Raw genomic sequence first — 17,151 nt, 5'->3', positions numbered from 1 at the left:
GCTACTTTTTAAAAATATTGGCGAAAAAATCTAAAAGGCTCTGCCAAGGAGATTTTTTTCTTTGAGTCTCCTTATTTTTATTAGGATCATTTGCTTCATTTCTTATAGGAATACTTTTTGCATTTATTATAGCCTGGTCCATAGAAGAATCTTGGGAGTTTATAAGGATATCTGACTCAGAAAGAGGAATTTTTTCATAGATTCCATGTTTGGTCATAATTCTGGCCTTGGTATTGTCAGCCCATTGGCCTTCCATATAGGCTATAATTTTTTCTTTTACAAGTGGATCTTTTATTGGGCTAGTTACTTCAATTCTCTTTTCAGTATTTCTAGTCATTAGGTCAGCTGAGCCAATAAAGACTTGGGCTTCATCGCCATCGCCGAAAATATAAATTCGAGGGTGTTCTAAAAACCTGCCGACAATAGACCTTATTTCAACATTGTCTGTATAACCTGAGACAGCTGGTCTCATACAAGAGATCCCGCGGATTATAAGTCTAACTTGGACGCCAGCCATTGAGGCCTGACAAAGTTTTATAATTAGGTCCTTGTCAGTAAAGGAATTGTATTTAAAAAATATTCTGCCTCTTTCTTTTTTCTCAATTTCCCTGTCTATTAGGTCCATAAGTCTGCTTTTAAAAGAGACAGGAGAGACTAATAGACTTTGGTAGTAGCCATTTACATTGCCAATATTAATATTTTTAAAGAGATTAGACACATCTGTTGATATATCTTGGTTAGCTGTTATTAGGCTTAAGTCTGTGTACTGCCTTGAAGTCTTTTCGTTGTAGTTGCCTGTTCCAATTTGGTTGATAAATTTTATTTGACCTTGGTCTTCTAGGGAAATTTGCATAACTTTTGAGTGGATCTTGTAGCCTTCAATGCCGTAGATTATATTACAACCTGCATCTGCTAAGACTTCAGAATAATTTATATTTGACTCTTCATCAAATCTGGCTTGGAGTTCCATTACAACAGTAACTTCCTTGCCATTGTCTAAGGCTCTTAAAAGACTTCTTACGATTTTAGAATTTTTTGCCAATCTGTAAATTGTAATTTTAATAGCAAAAACCCTAGGGTCTCTTGCAGCCTGGTCTAAAAGCTGGATAAATTGGTCAATGTCTTCGTAAGGGTAGATAAAAAGAAAATTTCTTTCCAAGGCCTGGTCCAATAGACTTTTATTTTTGTCTATCATTGGATTTGTCTGTGGGCTAAAGGGCTTGTAGAGAAGCTTTTCTAAATCCTTTTCTCTAACTAGGTCTTCTAAGCCAAAGACATAATCCATTACTAGGGGAGCAGAACTTGAAAAAATTTGGTCTTGGGAAATTTGAAGGTTGTTTATAAAAAAATGTTCCAAGTTTTTTGGCAGGGGCTCATTAGCAACTAGGTCCACAACTTGGAGCCTGGATCTTTTTTTCAAAATGGCCTTCATAAAGTTCTTGTAGTCTTTTTTCTTATAGATATCTTCGTCTTCTTCTAAATAATCTTCTATATTAATATCTGCATTTCTTGTAACTTTAAAAATGTAAGACTTCTTTATAGGATAATTTTCCAAAGTTGCTTCTATATTGGCCCTAATAATATTTTCAATCCTAATTATAGCCAGGCCATCTTCTCTATTTAGCTTTATAAAGGACTTTATCTTGTCAGGAACTTGGACTAGGGCATAGGCCTTGTCATCTTTGTCCTTAAGCTCAAGAATTATACAAAGTCTGTTATTTTCAATAAAGGGAAAGGGATGTCTAGAGTCAATTATTTGGGGAGATAAAACTGGCTCGACAAAATCTTTGTAGTAGTCAGTGACTAACTTCTTTTCTTTTTTTGTCAGGTAGTCAAAGTCTAGGTCGTAGATATTAGATTTTTCTAAGTCACTTATAACATCTTCATAGACCCTGTCTTTTAGTTTAAGTAGCGAAGCAGTTTCCTTATAAATTGCTGCTAATTGTTCTTCTGGGCTCATGCCTGTTTTGTTGTCTAGTTTTTTATTAAAGACATAGCTAAGATCAGATAGGGATCCAACCCTAACTCTATAAAACTCTTCTAGGTTTGAAGTGAAGATGGCTATAAACTTTAAAGACTCAAAGGCTGGAGTAGCAGGGTCTAAGGCCTCTTCTAAAACTCTTTTATTAAAATTCAACCAAGAAAGTTCTCGGTTTTTTGAATACTTAAAAATATCCTTAGACTTTTTTATTTGCTCTCTGTCCAAGACTTGAAGAGTATTTTTCTCTTCTTCTAAAATTTCTCCACTATTAATTTTCTCGTCAGACATTTCTTACTCCTTTAATTTACTTATTTGCAAGTTTGTCCTTTAAATAACCTTCGCGAACGCCGTTTTTACTTATATACAAGTCTGAAGCATTTAGGTATCTAAAAATTTCATATAAGACAATAGCTCCAGGGCCTATGGTGTGAATTCTCTCTGGCACAACTTGTAAAATAGTTTTTGTTAGCTCTGGGTCCTTGTTTTGCAAGTCCTTCCTCAGGCTCTTTAAAGAGTCCTTGTAAAGATGGCTGTTAGATGGCAGGTCAAAGTATTCCTGACAAATATTGCCGCAGGCCCTTATTGAACCGCCAAGGCCATAAATTGGCAGGCTCTTATTAAATCTCTTAACCTTGTTTTTTTCTAGGTCTATGCGAATGGCCTTTTTAATATTTTTGGCGGCTTTTTTATTTAAGAGAATGTCATTAGAATAATTTTTATAATAGGACAAGGCGCCGTTTTTTAAAGATGTGGCGTAGACCACCTTGTTATCTTCTACTAAGGAAATTTCTACAGATCCACCGCCGATGTCGACAATGTAACCGTTTGAAATATTGTATTCTTCTCTTATACCAAGATAGCCAAGTCTGGCTTCTTCTTCACCAGAAATCAGTTCGATTTTCTTTCCAACTTTTTCTTCTACATAGGTGAGAATTTGCTTGCTGTTTTTTGCATTACGAAGGGCAGCTGTAGCAAATAGGTATAAGCTTTCTATTTTTAAGTGGTCGACAATATAGATAAACTTATTTAAAACCTTGACTAACTTGTCCGCACCTTTTTTTGTCATTAGGCCATCTTCAACATAAGATGAAAGACCTGCAACTGTTTTTTTGTTTAAGAGAGAGTCTATGTTCTTAGATTCATCAACTGCATAAATTTGTAGTCTAATTGTATTTGATCCAATATCAATTACTGCGTATTTCATTTCAATCACCTTTTAAATATTTTCTTATCTATATAATAACCAAAATACTAGCAGATAAATGTTAAATCCATATAAAGTTCAATTATTCTGTTAGAAAAATCTTTTTTGTGGTATAATCATTTTAAATGAAGGGGAGTAGCATATTAATGTTTAGTCGTCAGTACGAAAAATTTTCCGGCTAAACGCGTAACCTACGTTTGCAAGACCTGAGTTTAGATTTTCTAAGCTTAGGCTATTTTTTATTTATGGAGGTAAGTATGAAAAACTGGTACAACTTAAGTATCCCAGATGCTCTGTCCCAGCTTGATTCAGACAAGGAAAAGGGGCTGACTTCACAAGAAGCCCAAAGTCGTCTGGAAAAAAATGGGAAAAACGAGCTAGACCATGGCAAGAAAAAATCCTTGGCTGCAAAATTCTTAGACCAATTTAAGGATCCAATGATTTTAATCCTAATAGCTGCGTCTATAATTTCTGCCTTTGTTGGTGAAATTGAGGATACTTTTATTATTTTAGCAATTGTAATTGTAAATTCACTTTTAAGTGTCTTCCAAGAAGGTAAGGCTGAGGCAGCAATTGAAGCCCTACAAAAAATGTCTGCCCCAAAGGCAAAGATTATTCGCGATGGCAAGGTGAGAGAAATTGATTCGACCCAAGTTGTAGTTGGAGATATAGTAATTTTAGAAACTGGATCTATTATTCCAGCAGACATAAGAATTATTGAATCCACAAACTTAAAGGTAGACGAGTCATCTTTAACTGGAGAATCAGTTCCTGTTGAAAAACACGCTGAAGCCATTTATGACGGAGAAATGGAAATTGGCGATAGGGAAAATATCGGCCATTCGTCAACAATAGTAACTTATGGTAGAGGTAAGGGCCTAGTTGTTGCAACAGGCAAGGATACAGAAATAGGAAAAATCGCCTCATCACTTTTAGCTTATGATGATGAACAAACTCCATTACAAAAGAAACTTGCAGGTCTTTCTAAGACTTTAGGAATTTTAGTTTTAGTAATTTGTGCCATAGTTTTTGCAGTTGGTCTTTTATATAAGATGGACCTACTTGAAACTTTACTAATTTCAATTTCCCTTGCTGTTGCAGCAATACCAGAAGGTCTGCCAGCAATTGTAACAATAGTATTGTCACTAGGTATGGGCAGAATGGCAGAAAAAAATGCCATTGTCAAAAAACTTTTAGCAGTTGAAACTCTAGGAACAACTACAGTAATTTGTTCAGACAAAACTGGAACCCTAACTCAAAATCAAATGACTGTTGTTAAGTCTTATGTAAACGGTGAAGTTGTAGAAGTTTCTGGAACAGGCTATGACCCAAAAGGCGACTTTGCCATTGACGGTCAAAAAATTAATCCAGCTGACAAGGAAGAACTTAGTATTCTAATGGGAATTTCATCCTTAGTTAATGACGCCGATTTAGTTGAAGACGCAGGTTCCTATCAAATGATTGGCGACCCAACTGAAGGAGCCCTACTAACTTTTTCTGAAAAAGCTGGCATAAACCAAGAAGATTTAAATTCTAAACATCCAAGACTTGCAGAAATTCCTTTTGACTCTGGAAGAAAGATGATGACAACCTTCCACAAGGATTTTGTTGGAGAAGGCTTTGCTTCACTAACTAAGGGAGCACCAGATATAATTATTTCAAAATCATCAAAAATTTTATTAAACGGCAAGGAAGTTGACTTTACAGACGAATTAAAAGACCAAGTTCTTCAAATGAACAAGACCTTTGCTAGAGATGCTCTTAGAGTTTTATCTTACGCCTATAAAAAATGGGATGCTCTTCCAGGAGAAGAAAATTTAGATTCAGATTTTGTAGAAAAAGATATGGTTTTTGTTGGCTTAACTGGTATGATTGACCCAGCTAGACCAGAAGTTAAAGACGCAATTAGAGAATGTAAGTCAGCTGGAATTGTTCCTATAATGATTACAGGTGACTACTTAGATACAGCCTATGCCATTGGCAAGGACTTAGGTATAGCAGAAAGCGAAGACCAAGCAATAATGGGTAGGGAATTAAACTCAATGAGCCCAGAAGAAATTCGCGAGATTGTTAAGACTAAGAGAATTTTCGCCAGAGTTTCTCCAGAAAACAAGGTACAAATCGTTTCAGCCTTAAAGGAAAATGGAGAAATCACTGCCATGACTGGAGACGGAGTTAACGACGCCCCAGCTATTAAAAAGGCAGACATTGGTATAGCCATGGGCATAACAGGAACAGACGTTGCAAAAAACACTGCAGAAGTTATTTTAACAGACGACAACTTTGCAACAATTGTATCAGCAGTTGAAGAGGGAAGAATTATTTATTCAAACATTAAAAAATTCGTGTCCTTCTTATTATCATGTAACATTGGAGAAGTACTAGTTGTTTTCATAGCAATAATTTTAAAACTTCCAGTTCCATTTACACCAAAGCAATTACTTTGGTTAAATCTTGTAACTGACTCCTTCCCAGCAATGGCCCTAGGAGTTGAACCTGGTGAAGAAGATATTATGGACCAGCCACCAAGAAAGGTAGACGAACCAATTGTAGACAAAAAGGCTACAATGACTATAGCAATCCAAGCTATAGCAATTACTATTGCAACCCTAGTATCCTATTGGTTTGGCCTTGAACACTATGGCAGGGACAACTTAAATGGAGCAAGGACCATGGCCTTTGTAACTTTAATATTAGCTGAGTTATTAAGGTCTTACACAGCTAGGTCAGACAAGTACACTGTTTGGCATTTGGGAATTTTTTCAAATATGAAATTAGTTATTGCAACAATAGTTTCCTTCTGTCTAATGCTTGCAGTTTTATATGTGCCAGTATTAGCAGACCTATTTGACACCCTTCCAATTCACTCAGACGGCTGGTTGGTAGTAATACCATGTGCCTTCTTGCCATTAGTTATGGGAGAAATTTATAAGGTTATTTCAAATAAAAAAGAAAAATAAGAAACGACATTAAATAAGGATGGTCAATTTACGGCCATCCTTTTTTAATGCTTAAAAATAGAATTACAAACAAAAAAGGGCCCTAAAGGCCCTAAAAATTTTAAAATTATTCTTCGTCAGTTTCTGCTTCTTCTTCGTCGTCACCAATTACTTCTGGTTCAGCTGAAGTTTCAGTGTCTTGAGCTTCCATAGCTTCAATTTCTTCGTCAGTAAGAACAACTGGTTCTTCTACTGCTAAGATAACTGTATCTAGTGGAAGTGAAACTTTTTTGTTTTCGTCATTAGCTATATCTAAATCAGCTAGAGTAATTGCAGTTCCACCTTCTAATCCGTCTACATCAATTACAACTTCAGATTCGAAGAATCTTGGTTCTGCTGAGTATGGAATTTCATCAACGTGTAGGTGAAGAATGTTTTTGTTCTTGTCTTCGTTTCTAAGAACAACTCTACAAACTGTGTTCATAGCTTCACCTTTTGTTAGGGCTTGGAACTCAATGTGTTCTACACTGTGGCTAACTGGTGAAAGTGACTCTTCTTTAAATAGAACATCGTGGTTGTCAGATCCTACTGCTACTGTTAATATTCCACCCTTTGATAATTTGTTTCTAAAAGTAAAGACATCAGAATCTTTTATTTGTATATAAATTGGTTCTTCAAGGTTTTTTCCATAAATTGTTGCTGGAACATAACCTTCACGTCTTAATTTTTTTGCCTTGTTGTTAAGGTCTCTTGTTTCTGCGTTTAACTTATACATAATTTTCCTCCTATATTATTTTCTCTTAAAATTCATGTATTAAATGTACCCATTTTTTAATTGAAAAATTCACATTCAATCCCTAATTATCTATTATATGCTAGTTAGATGAAAATGCCAAGTATAGAAAGGAAATTTCTTTAAATTCTAAAGAAAAATCTTAGAGAAAAACTTTTTACATTGATTTTTATCCTAGTAAACGGTATTATTAAAGCATAGTAATTTACTTGGAATTTTCGGAGGTAAAATGAAATTATCAACAAAGGGCCGTTATGGACTAATGGCCATGGAAGTTTTAAAAGATAAATATGGAAGAGGACCTGTTTCAGTTTCTTATATAGCAGGAGAAAAAAATATTTCAGAAGCCTACTTGGAACAACTTTTTTCTCTTATGAAAAAACGTGGACTAGTAAAGTCTATTAGAGGAGCTCAAGGGGGCTATGAACTTGCTAGAAGTCCTGAAGACATTAGCATTGAAGATATTTTAGTTTCCCTTGAAGGAGAACCTGAATTTTCTTGCTGCGATGGAGTATCTGAAACTGACTGCGTAGAAGGGAAAAACTGTAGGATGAAAAATATTTTAGATAGAATTGAAAATGGTTTTTCTGAAGTTACTGCTTCAATAAAATTATCTGAACTATAACTTAGCTTTAAATTTATAATAAGAGCGTGTTCTAAAAAAATATTTTTTGGGTATAAGGTCAGTGGAGGATGTGTATGAAACTAGATATTATTAACTTTGTAGACCAGGCTATGGATGATATTACAAAAAACTATGGCGACCTTGACCAGGCTAGGCTAGAAATTGTAGACCTAATGGAAGAGCTTTTTAAAGATGACGACTATATACTTAATGTAAACTCTAGGGTAAAATCTCCAGCAAGCGTCAAGGAAAAAATTTTAAGAAATAATATTTATAAAGACGTAGACAATGTAAAGGACTTAATTGGACAAATTTCAGACTTAATTGGAATTAGAATTGAATGTAGGTTTATTCCTGATGAGGAAAAGGTTTACAGCAAACTCTTAGAAAAATTCAACATAAATGTGGGAGGCGGCTATTATTCTTGTAAGAAAAACACCAATATTTCTATAAAACTAAATGAGCCTCAACCACAATTTCAAAAAAACGGCTTTGAAATTTATAAAATTGACGGCCACTTTTATAACAACCACAAGGTCTATAATTTTGAATTGCAAATAAAGTCTTTGGTAAATAATTTTTGGGGAGATATTGAACATAGAATTCTCTATAAAAACTACAACTACATTGTGTCTGAATCCTTTATTAAGGACATAATGGGATCTATTAAAGAAAATCTAACACTAATTGACAAGCAACTAAGGGTTGTTTATTATCACGTCTTTAATTTAGGCCTTAGCGACAGCGACCAAATTGAACAGATAAAAGACGTCTTAAAGAAAATGACCTACGATGTTTATTTCCACAAAATAAGAAAGCAACTTGGTTTTGTTGTAGACTTTAGAAGTATTGTCGATTTAATTGTAGACTATATTTTTATTAGAGATGGAGAAGATGGCAAGAGCCAAATTGCAAAAAACTTTTTAGATATTTTAGGAAAACTTTCTAATACCAAAAACCGCGACCAAGATTTTGGGCAGACTATTGTCTTAGAAGATCATATAGACTTTAAAGATCCAAGGGCTGAAAAGTTGGGCCAGGCTATTATTGAAGTTATAAATAAGGACTTTAAGTGGAATATTTTCTTTAAAATAATTTTAGATATTGAGGATATAAATGATCCAGGAAAAATTGTAGAAAAGTTTTCTATGTATCTTTTACAAAAGTTCGACAGAATTTGTAGCCAGGTAGTTGAAGAATCTAATTTTTATAAGCCTTTTGAATTTATAGAAATCAAAGAATTTTTATTAGACTCTGTAATTGATTCCTTTATAAAAGATGCTGAAGTTGAAAACCTAGACGACCTTACTTTAAATTCTCTAACTAGTAATTTAAAGGCCTATTTGTTGGGTATAGTTAGTTATGAAGAATGGCAAGCAAATAAAGAAGATATTAGAAGGGGAATTCTTTCTTTTAGGTCCCCAAAATAAGTAATGAAAATATCTTTTAGAAATGGTAAAATTAATAATAAAAAACAGGAGGTTTGTAAAATGACAGACAAAGATAAATGCTCATGTGGTTGCGAAAACCACGACCACAACCACGACCACGAATTTGAAGATGGAATAGAACTAGATACAATCTATTTGACCTTTGAAGGCGAAGATGGTGAAGATGAAGAAGTAGAATGTGGAATTCTAGGATTTTTTGATGTAGAAGATCAAAACTACATTGCCCTAGTAGTTCCAACAGACGAAGGCGAAGAAGGAGACCTTGAAGAAGAAATTTACATCTACAGATATGACGAAGATGTAGACGGCGAACCACTTCTAGACATTATTGAAACAGAAGAAGAATTTAACAAGGTTAACGAAGTATTTGAAAGAGAATTTTTCGAAGACGAAGAATAAAAACTAAAAGAGGCTTACTTGGTGAGTCCTCTTTTTTTATCTAAAGATTCAAGGAGGAAGAGACTATGGACTATAACTTTAATTTGGCAAGCAATAAAAGAGACGAAGTTTCCCTAGATTCTTTTAAGGGGAAAAAATTGGTTTTATATTTTTATCCAAAGGATAACACTTCAGGTTGTACAATCGAAGCCCAAGAGTTTACTGAACTTTATAAGAACTTTCAAGATTTAAATACTGAAATTGTTGGAGTTTCTAGAGATTCTAAAAAAAGCCATGACAATTTTTCAAATAAATATGATATTCCCTATGAATTATTAATTGACAAGGACAGAGAGCTTGCTGACCAATATGGAATTTTAAAGGAAGCAAAGATGTATGGTAAGGACGTTATTAAAACTATAAGATCTACCTTAGTCTTTGACGAAGATTCAAATTTAATAAAAGAGTTTAGAGATGTTAAGGCTCCAGGCCATGCCAAAGAAGTCTTAGACTTTATTAAATCTCTAGAAGCCTAATGGAAAGACTTTATTACAAGTATTCGGATTTTTTAAAAGACAAGTATGGGGAAAAAGTTTATAAACTGCCAATAAAACTTCCCCTTACCTGTCCTAATAGAGATGGAAAAGTAGGCAGGGGAGGCTGTATTTTCTGTTCAGAAACTGGCGGCTCTCACGAAAACCTTGAAGCCACTTTGTCTATTAAAGACCAATTAGAAAAAAATAAATCCTATATTGGCTCAAGATACGGGGCCAAAAAATTTATAGCCTATTTTCAATCCTTTACTAATACCTACCTATCCTTAGATGATTTTATAAAAAATATAGAAGAGGTTAGAGAAGTTTCCGACATTGTTGGAATATCTATTTCAACTAGGCCTGATTGTATAGGCGAAGAATTTTTAGATTATTTAGAAGGCCTTAAGGACCAATATATGATCACCTTAGAATACGGCCTCCAAACTGTTAACAACAAGACCCTAGAAAAAATAAATAGGGGCCACAGTCTTTCAGATTTTCTAGATGCTGTTTTGAGAACTAAAAAGAGAAATTTAAGAGTTTGTACTCATTTGATTTTAAACCTGCCTTGGGATGATATGGAAGATGCAATTGAAGCGGCAAATATTTTATCTATTTTAAAGGTGGATGAAATAAAGCTTCACTCCCTTTATCTGGCTCAGGGAACTAAAATGGCTGAAATGTATAAGAGAGGAGACTTTATCCTTAGGTCTAAGGAAGATTATATTAAAACAGTGGCAGGCTTTTTGGCCTATTTAGATAAAGATATTGCTATCCAGAGACTTTTGTCTAGAATTCCAGAAGAAGAATCTGTTTTTTCAAATTGGTCAACTTCTTGGTGGAAGGTCCAAGATGAAATTATTTCTTATATGGAAGATAATAATCTCTACCAGGGAAAACTTTGTAAATTTTAAAAATATCTAAAAACTAATGCAATTATTAGTAAATTTGGTATAATGGTAATATGGAAGTATATTCAAATATTGCAAAATATTTAATATAAGAAAGGATGTATGTTTATGATTAAATTTATTACAGGAGCTAAAGGCTCAGGAAAAACAAAATGGCTTATTGATAGTGCTAATACAGAATACAAGGCTGGAAATGGAAACATTGCCTTTATAGATGTAGATGACGACCATATTTTTTCACTAGATTATAATGTTAGACTAATTAATGTAACTGAATACACAATTAAATCAGTTGCTTCCCTATATGGTTTTCTTTGTGGCCTAATGGCTATGGACTATGACCTAGAAAAGATCTATGTAGACTCAGCCTACAAAATTGTAGACTTTAAAGATGAAGAACTAGTTAGAATTTTCAATGATTTAAATAAAATTTCTGATGAAAGAGAAACTGAAATTTTTATTAACCTTGACAAACTAACAGAAGAAATGCCTGAGTCATTAAGAGAACACTGTGTAGAGGCTTCTTTATAAAATATTTAAAGAAAGATTGAAGGTGAAAAAATGAGTAACAAAAGAAAAAATCACAGAATAGTTTGGATTGTCTTAGCTGTACTGATGGTAGTTACAGCAGTAATTCCAGTTGTAGCTCATCTATTTTAGGAGGTAAATGTTTTGAAAGACTTAAGAAGGCAAAATGCCTTTGATAAATTTTTCGAAAACAGGTCCTTCTTAATTCAGATGTACGAAAACAATGCTATTAGCAAAAGAGAGTTTTTAGAACTTAACTATGATGCTATTAGAAAAACTCCAATAAAACCTTTTGTAAAAATAGACAGTTTTGAAAAGGGATTATTTAACTACCAATATTACAACTCTTTAGCCAAGTACTATAAAACTATGGCTAGTGAGTTGAGATATTCTAAAAACTATAAAAGAGATAGGAATTCTTATATGAACAAGTGTTACCACTTTTATCACCTTAAGGACCTTTCTTCTTTTAAACTTATTAAGTTTTTAAATTATGAAGGCGTTGAAGCTTACTTTGTTGAAACTAAGTCTAATAGCCTAAAGGGAAAACTTTATGAAATTGTACTTAATAATTTTGAACAAGCAGTTTTTCATTCAAAAGCAGAGTGGCTACTAGAAGAATTAAGAAAGGCTGGAGTCTTTGTTGAAGGCAGGCACCAGTCTGTTATTTCAAATTATATAAATGAAGTTTATTAGAGAGATGATTTTTTTTTCATCTCTTTTTTATTTTAATTTTCTTCAAAGTATTTCTTTAGAAAATCGAGATTAAAAGTTTTTAAAGCACTTATGCTTCTATAATAATGAAATTTTTAAACTGAATTTGATTGATGATTATGATTAAAAACATAGGGTAATAGTATAGTAAGAAAAAAATGGAGGTTTTAATTATGTTAAGAGAAATTTATGAAGAAAGACGTAGAAAACAATTTAGAGAACAAGTTGGAAAGGTAGTTATATCTGGAACATTTGCAGCCTTAGTTGGTGCAGCAGCAGGAGTTTTATTTGCTCCAAAATCAGGCAAAGAAACTAGAAAAGATATAGCTGAAGGAGCTCAAGATATAGCAGACGAACTTTATATTAGAAGCCTAGAAGCTAAACACGCAGCACAAAAAACTGTAGAAAGAATTTCAGATAAAACAAACGAATATGTTGACCAAGGTGTAGAAAAGGCTCATGAATTTGCTGACAAGGCAAAAGACAAGGCTGAAGAAGTTGGCGACGAAATCGAAGAAAAGAAAGAAGAATTAGAAAAGAAAGCAGAAGAAAAAGCTAAAGAAGCAAAAGAAAAAGGCAAAGAAGTAAAAGAAGCTAGTAAAGACTTAAAAAAAGATCTAAAAGAAGAAAATAAAGAAGTAAAAAAAGACGTAAAGGAATTTAAAGAAAAAGTAACAAAATAATAGGAGCTAACTAATGATTACAATAAACATTAACCAAGTATTTTTAGTAATTTTAGGTATAGCTGGTTTAGTTGTTTTAGTATCCTTTGCAGCCTTACTAATTTCTTTGAGAAAACTAGTTAAAGATCTTAATGGCCTAGTAGACGATAAAAAAACACAAATTAATTATGTAGTAGATGGTATGCCTAAATTAATGGATGACGTTAGAGATGTAACAGACAAGGCATCTAATATACTAGCAGATGTAAATAACATAGTTGTAGATTCGAAAGCAGACATTAATGGAATTGTTCATTCAATAAACAATTCTATGGATGATGTAACTGGAATTGTCCGCTCAGTAAATGTAAGTATGGGTGATGTAAACAGAATCACCAATAAAGCCAGCAATTTAGTTGGAAAAGCTGAAGACACAGCTGAAAATGTTCAGTACTCAGTCCACTCTCTAGCTGACAACCTACTTGATATGTCAACTTTCGTAAACAGGGGTAGAGATAATTTCTTTGACTATGTATATATCTTTAAAGATTTTTTCGAGGAAATACGAAGAATACTTTTTGGAAGAAGATAAGATAGGGACCTAGATTTTTTCTAGGTCTTTTTTATTTGCAAATTATTAAATTAAAACAAAAAAAGGACTTCAAGAAAACTTGAAATCCGTATTTGTATTTACAATAATGGAATTGTAAATTGATGCAATTATTTTTTTTATTAGATAGGACAATAGATTATCTATTTACATTAAATTGTTGTCTTACAACAAGCATGTCAGAAGTTCTTTTTGCTTGTTCTTGGTTCCTTCTAATTTTTTCTATTCTTTTCTTTAAACATGTCATTTTATTCAGCCCCCTTCTATAAATATATGTAATATAAATGTAGAATTAAATATGTTTAGGACTTCTTTTTGACTTCATATACAGTATAAGATGAGTCAGGGAAAAAATCAAGGGTTTTTGAAAGATTTATTTCACTTTTCATATAATTTTAACAATTCTCTTATTTTATTCAAAAAAATACAAAAATGATTAAGCATTAAGGCAGTATTTAACAGAGATTGAACTGGTAGTACAATAATTTTATTCCAATGAAACAAAAAGGTCATAAATTATGAAAATGTGAAAACGATTATCATTGAGACTAAAAAACAAAAAGATTCTTGCAAACAATTTCAAATTTTAAAGTCATAGAAAAATCTTTTTTAAAAAACTTTTGGATTTTCTAATTAAATATCTTTATAATAGGTATATATTAAAATAGAGTATAAAAAACGGAGGTAAAAATGGACAAATATAATTGGGATTTAAGTAAAATGTACAAGGACGAAAATGCTTTTAACGAAAGCTACGAAACTTTAGCAGCTGATGTTAAAAAGATTAAAAGTCTTACAGAAGATTATGGAAAAAACTTTAAAGAATTTTTTCCACTAACTATGAAGACTGCAAGAGGTCTTGATAATCTTGCTACCTTTGCCCACATGAAATTTGACGAAAACACAAAAAATTCCAGCGGACAAAAAATGCAAATGAAGGCATTTTCACTTTATGACGACTTTGAAACAGCTATAGCAGGTTTTAAACCTTATTTATTAACTTTATCTGAAGATGAAATTGCAAGCTTAATAAAAGAAAACAAGTTAGAAGACTATGAAATTTATTTTTCTAGGATTTTAAGATACAAGGACCACACCTTATCTGCTGAAGAAGAAAAGGCAATTGGATCTTTATCATTTTTAGCTGGAGCTCCAGGAGAAGCCTACACTTTACTTAGAAATGCTGATATGGAATTTCCAACATTAGAAACAACTGGCGAAAAACTAACTGAAGCCAACTACATTCCACATCTTCTAAATAAGGATGTTAAAGTTAGAAAAGAAGCCTTTGAAAAATATTATAAGACTTTAAGGGGAGCAGAAAACACAATTGCATCTCTACAATTTAACAACGTAAAAGGTCTTACAACTATGGCTGAACTTAAAAAATTTGACTCAGCTAGACAAATGGAACTTTATGAAGACAATGTTGATGTAGGAGTTTATGATACTTTAATAAAAGTTATTCACGACTACCTACCAGTCCTTCACAAATACTATAAAATTAAAAAAGAATACATGGGCCTTGAAGACCAACACATGTATGATGTTTATCTACCAATGATTTCAAACTTCGATAAGAAAATTCCTTACGAAGAAGCCAAGGAGACAATTCTTGAAGCCTTAAAACCACTTGGAGATGAATATATTTCTATTTTAAAAGAAGGTTTTGAATCTAACTGGATTGACGTTTATCCAAAAGATGGCAAGAGATCAGGAGCTTATTCTTCAGGATCTTATGACTCAGAACCATATATCCTAATGAACTATAACGAAAACCTTGATTCAATGTTTACTTTAGCTCACGAACTTGGCCACTCTATGCACTCATATTTTTCTAAGAAGAACAATGTCTTTATAAACTCTTCTTATACAATATTTGTTGCAGAAGTTGCTTCAACAACAAATGAGCTTTTATTATTAAACTATTTAATTGACAAGGCTGAAAGCGAAGAAGAAAAACTTTATTTAGTCAACCACTATGTAGATAGCTTTAAGTCAACAGTCTTTAGACAAACAATGTTTGCAGAGTTTGAAAAGAAGACCCACGAAGCTGTTGAAAGAGGAGAAGTTCTAACTGCAGAAAACTTTAACGAAATTTATTATGACCTAAACAAAGAATATTATGGCGACGCTGTAATTTCTGACAAGGACATAGAATTTGAATGGGCGAGAATCCCTCACTTCTACAGAAACTTCTATGTATATAAATATGCAACAGGATTTTCAACTGCAGTAAGTCTTTCTGAAAATATACTATCTGGTGACAAAGACAAACTAGAAGCCTATCTAAACTTCTTAAAAGATGGAGGAAGAAACTTCCCACTAGACCAACTAAGAGCAGCAGGTGCTGATATTTCTAAAGAAGAAACCTTAGTTAAGGCCATGAAAGTATTTGAAGCCCAAGTTAATGAATTAGAAAAATTATTATAAGAAAATTTGGTTCTTTGTCAAATAGTGTTGATGAAGAGAAAAATAACTATCAAATGGCTCAGACAGAAATGTCTGGGCCATTTTCAATATACCGAAACTTTTCAAAGACCAAAATTATTCTTTTCTTGTAGTTATAGAAATTTCTATGACCAAAAGCATTTCTCTTAATAAGCTTAATCTTGTTGATTTTTCCTTCTAATGGGCCATTAGAAAGCTTGTATCTACAAGCATTTAAAATAAACTCCTCATACCTCCTACAAGTTTCAATTGCAACATTAACATAATGAGAAACCCTAGAATCAAGCTTTCTATCAAACAAAGAAGAAAGAATATAAGTAGGAGAAAGAATAATAGAAGCTAAAATAGCAAGAAAACACCGGTAAGACTGATCGAAAACAGGATCAATATCGAGAATAAAAGAAACAATAGAAGCCTGACTAATAAAATTTTTAAAATAAGGATACTATCAACGACCAGTATTTAAACTCAAACTCATTTAATAAAAACAACTTCCAATATCTCTTTAAAACCTTGTATTCCTGAGAATCACGAGCAAAACCATTCATAACAGAAATCCTAGTCCTATCCAAAGCCCGAGTAAGATTTTGAACAATATGAAACCTATCAAAAATAATCACGGCATTAGGAAAAACAGACTGAATAAGAGTAATATAAGGCTCATACATATCAATAACAACTCCCTTAACCCTTCTTCTAACCTCGATAGGATACCTTTGAAAATAAGAAATAAGCCTATGAATTCTTCTATCAGGCAAAATATCAATAACCCTTCTAGAAACAGCATCCATAAAAATAAAACTCATATTAAAATCAACACTCTTAACCGACTTAAACTCATCCATACAAATAAACTCAGGAAGAGAAGAAAAATCATTCTTAAGAGGCGGCACAGAATTCAAAACCCTTAAAACAGTAGAAGGAGAAACATGCCATCTTCTAGCAATAGACTTAAGAGAATAAACCTCCATTAAATCAATTAAGATAGCCTTTTTAAGATCATTAGACAAATTACAATAAGGATCCACAAAAGACGACTCAGCCATAAAAGAAGAACCACAATCCCTACACAAAAACCTTTGTTTCTTCAAAACCAAAAAAGCAGGCAAATTAGAAATAGGAAGAAGCCTAATCCTAGAAGACTTAAAACCATTCTTAACAATAGAATTAGAAGAATTTATAGCCCCACAACAAGGACAGAAAGAAGGCACATAAGACAAAGAAGCAAAGAAAAAATGAGAATCAACATACCTAAACTTCTTCTTAAGATAAAAATTATCAGAAAAAATAATATTATCATCTTTAATATTTAAGATATCTCTGATAGAATTAAGATTAATAGACATAACAAACCACTCCTTATTAGAT

16 protein-coding genes are annotated in these 17,151 nt (G+C 32.7%); 11 read left to right on the top strand and 5 right to left on the bottom strand.

The annotated features are described in order from the left end of the window. Position 1 precedes the first annotated feature (1 nt). The gene (ppk1, locus tag BN2667_RS06535; protein WP_054252527.1) at positions 2 to 2,269 is read right to left on the bottom strand and encodes a polyphosphate kinase 1; all 2,268 of its coding nucleotides are present in this window, start codon (positions 2,267 to 2,269) and stop codon (positions 2 to 4) included. Positions 2,270 to 2,285: 16 nt separating this feature from the next. Beyond that, a complete protein-coding gene (locus tag BN2667_RS06530) occupies positions 2,286 to 3,185 on the bottom strand; it encodes a Ppx/GppA phosphatase family protein (RefSeq protein ID WP_054252526.1) in 900 nt (299 codons plus the stop codon). A 257-nt stretch (positions 3,186 to 3,442) separates the two neighbouring features. Here BN2667_RS06530 and BN2667_RS06525 point away from each other — a divergent pair, with 257 nt between their 5' ends. Beyond that, positions 3,443 to 6,145 carry a cation-translocating P-type ATPase gene (locus BN2667_RS06525; protein ID WP_054252525.1) on the top strand — a complete coding sequence of 901 codons (2,703 nt, stop codon included), beginning with the start codon at positions 3,443 to 3,445 and terminating at the stop codon, positions 6,143 to 6,145. Positions 6,146 to 6,251: 106 nt separating this feature from the next. On the opposite strand, the gene BN2667_RS06520 is transcribed toward BN2667_RS06525, so the two are convergent. Next, on the bottom strand, positions 6,252 to 6,899 hold the full coding sequence (locus BN2667_RS06520) for a 50S ribosomal protein L25 (RefSeq protein WP_054252524.1): 648 nt from the start codon (positions 6,897 to 6,899) through the stop codon (positions 6,252 to 6,254). A 247-nt stretch (positions 6,900 to 7,146) separates the two neighbouring features. Between BN2667_RS06520 and BN2667_RS06515 the strand changes: the two genes are divergently transcribed. The 10 genes from BN2667_RS06515 to pepF all read left to right on the top strand — a co-directional run bounded on the left by BN2667_RS06515 (position 7,147) and on the right by pepF (position 15,765). Then, on the top strand, positions 7,147 to 7,542 hold the full coding sequence (locus BN2667_RS06515) for an RrF2 family transcriptional regulator (RefSeq protein ID WP_054252523.1): 396 nt from the start codon (positions 7,147 to 7,149) through the stop codon (positions 7,540 to 7,542). Between the two features lie 74 nt (positions 7,543 to 7,616). Continuing rightward, positions 7,617 to 8,972, top strand: a complete 1,356-nt coding sequence (locus BN2667_RS06510; protein WP_054252522.1) for a GTP pyrophosphokinase — start codon at positions 7,617 to 7,619, stop codon at positions 8,970 to 8,972. A 60-nt stretch (positions 8,973 to 9,032) separates the two neighbouring features. Continuing rightward, the gene (locus tag BN2667_RS06505) at positions 9,033 to 9,392 is read left to right on the top strand and encodes a DUF1292 domain-containing protein (RefSeq protein WP_075967901.1); all 360 of its coding nucleotides are present in this window, start codon (positions 9,033 to 9,035) and stop codon (positions 9,390 to 9,392) included. A 65-nt stretch (positions 9,393 to 9,457) separates the two neighbouring features. Next, positions 9,458 to 9,907, top strand: coding sequence for a peroxiredoxin (locus BN2667_RS06500; RefSeq protein ID WP_054252521.1), 450 nt, complete (start codon positions 9,458 to 9,460; stop codon positions 9,905 to 9,907). Beyond that, the gene (gene mnmL / locus BN2667_RS06495; protein WP_054252520.1) at positions 9,907 to 10,821 is read left to right on the top strand and encodes a tRNA modification radical SAM protein MnmL/YtqA; all 915 of its coding nucleotides are present in this window, start codon (positions 9,907 to 9,909) and stop codon (positions 10,819 to 10,821) included. Before BN2667_RS06500 ends, mnmL begins: the two co-directional genes overlap by 1 nt. A gap of 105 nt (positions 10,822 to 10,926) precedes the next feature. Further along, positions 10,927 to 11,349 carry a P-loop NTPase family protein gene (locus tag BN2667_RS06490; protein ID WP_054252519.1) on the top strand — a complete coding sequence of 141 codons (423 nt, stop codon included), beginning with the start codon at positions 10,927 to 10,929 and terminating at the stop codon, positions 11,347 to 11,349. A gap of 141 nt (positions 11,350 to 11,490) precedes the next feature. Beyond that, the gene (locus BN2667_RS06485; protein WP_054252518.1) at positions 11,491 to 12,042 is read left to right on the top strand and encodes a DUF6648 family protein; all 552 of its coding nucleotides are present in this window, start codon (positions 11,491 to 11,493) and stop codon (positions 12,040 to 12,042) included. Positions 12,043 to 12,233: 191 nt separating this feature from the next. Continuing rightward, entirely contained in the window at positions 12,234 to 12,743 is a 510-nt protein-coding gene (locus tag BN2667_RS06480) for a YtxH domain-containing protein (protein WP_054252517.1), read from the top strand. A 13-nt stretch (positions 12,744 to 12,756) separates the two neighbouring features. Beyond that, positions 12,757 to 13,314: a hypothetical protein gene (locus BN2667_RS06475; protein ID WP_054252516.1), complete on the top strand. Its 558-nt coding sequence runs from the start codon at positions 12,757 to 12,759 to the stop codon at positions 13,312 to 13,314. Between the two features lie 708 nt (positions 13,315 to 14,022). Then, positions 14,023 to 15,765 (top strand): oligoendopeptidase F, encoded by a 1,743-nt coding sequence (gene pepF, locus BN2667_RS06470; RefSeq protein ID WP_054252515.1) that lies wholly within the window; start codon positions 14,023 to 14,025, stop codon positions 15,763 to 15,765. 58 nt (positions 15,766 to 15,823) lie between these two features. Here pepF and BN2667_RS09260 read toward each other — a convergent pair whose 3' ends face one another. Both BN2667_RS09260 and BN2667_RS06460 read right to left on the bottom strand, forming a co-directional pair. After that, the gene (locus tag BN2667_RS09260) at positions 15,824 to 16,084 is read right to left on the bottom strand and encodes a transposase (RefSeq protein WP_054252514.1); all 261 of its coding nucleotides are present in this window, start codon (positions 16,082 to 16,084) and stop codon (positions 15,824 to 15,826) included. Between the two features lie 130 nt (positions 16,085 to 16,214). Further along, positions 16,215 to 17,129 carry an ISL3 family transposase gene (locus tag BN2667_RS06460; RefSeq protein WP_054252513.1) on the bottom strand — a complete coding sequence of 305 codons (915 nt, stop codon included), beginning with the start codon at positions 17,127 to 17,129 and terminating at the stop codon, positions 16,215 to 16,217. Between the last annotated feature and the right edge of the window lie 22 nt (positions 17,130 to 17,151).

Source organism: Neofamilia massiliensis, from assembly GCF_001299475.1.
In the GTDB taxonomy this organism is placed as follows: Bacteria; Bacillota; Clostridia; order Tissierellales; family Peptoniphilaceae; genus Neofamilia; species Neofamilia massiliensis.
The sequence above is the reverse complement of the archived record's forward strand: the minus strand, read 5'-3'. Positions and strand labels throughout refer to the sequence as shown.

Excerpts from the sequence above, each read along its gene's own strand:
- BN2667_RS06490 (WP_054252519.1), top strand. The coding sequence starts at position 10,927 with ATGATTAAATTTATTACAGGAGCTAAAGGCTCAGGAAAAACAAAATGG.
- BN2667_RS06515 (WP_054252523.1), top strand. The coding sequence starts at position 7,147 with ATGAAATTATCAACAAAGGGCCGTTATGGACTAATGGCCATGGAAGTT.
- BN2667_RS06460 (WP_054252513.1), bottom strand. The coding sequence starts at position 17,129 with ATGTCTATTAATCTTAATTCTATCAGAGATATCTTAAATATTAAAGAT.
- ppk1 (WP_054252527.1), bottom strand. The coding sequence starts at position 2,269 with ATGTCTGACGAGAAAATTAATAGTGGAGAAATTTTAGAAGAAGAGAAA.
- BN2667_RS06525 (WP_054252525.1), top strand. The coding sequence starts at position 3,443 with ATGAAAAACTGGTACAACTTAAGTATCCCAGATGCTCTGTCCCAGCTT.
- BN2667_RS06510 (WP_054252522.1), top strand. The coding sequence starts at position 7,617 with ATGAAACTAGATATTATTAACTTTGTAGACCAGGCTATGGATGATATT.
- BN2667_RS06505 (WP_075967901.1), top strand. The coding sequence starts at position 9,033 with ATGACAGACAAAGATAAATGCTCATGTGGTTGCGAAAACCACGACCAC.
- BN2667_RS06520 (WP_054252524.1), bottom strand. The coding sequence starts at position 6,899 with ATGTATAAGTTAAACGCAGAAACAAGAGACCTTAACAACAAGGCAAAA.
- BN2667_RS06480 (WP_054252517.1), top strand. The coding sequence starts at position 12,234 with ATGTTAAGAGAAATTTATGAAGAAAGACGTAGAAAACAATTTAGAGAA.
- BN2667_RS06500 (WP_054252521.1), top strand. The coding sequence starts at position 9,458 with ATGGACTATAACTTTAATTTGGCAAGCAATAAAAGAGACGAAGTTTCC.
- BN2667_RS06475 (WP_054252516.1), top strand. The coding sequence starts at position 12,757 with ATGATTACAATAAACATTAACCAAGTATTTTTAGTAATTTTAGGTATA.
- BN2667_RS06530 (WP_054252526.1), bottom strand. The coding sequence starts at position 3,185 with ATGAAATACGCAGTAATTGATATTGGATCAAATACAATTAGACTACAA.
- pepF (WP_054252515.1), top strand. The coding sequence starts at position 14,023 with ATGGACAAATATAATTGGGATTTAAGTAAAATGTACAAGGACGAAAAT.
- mnmL (WP_054252520.1), top strand. The coding sequence starts at position 9,907 with ATGGAAAGACTTTATTACAAGTATTCGGATTTTTTAAAAGACAAGTAT.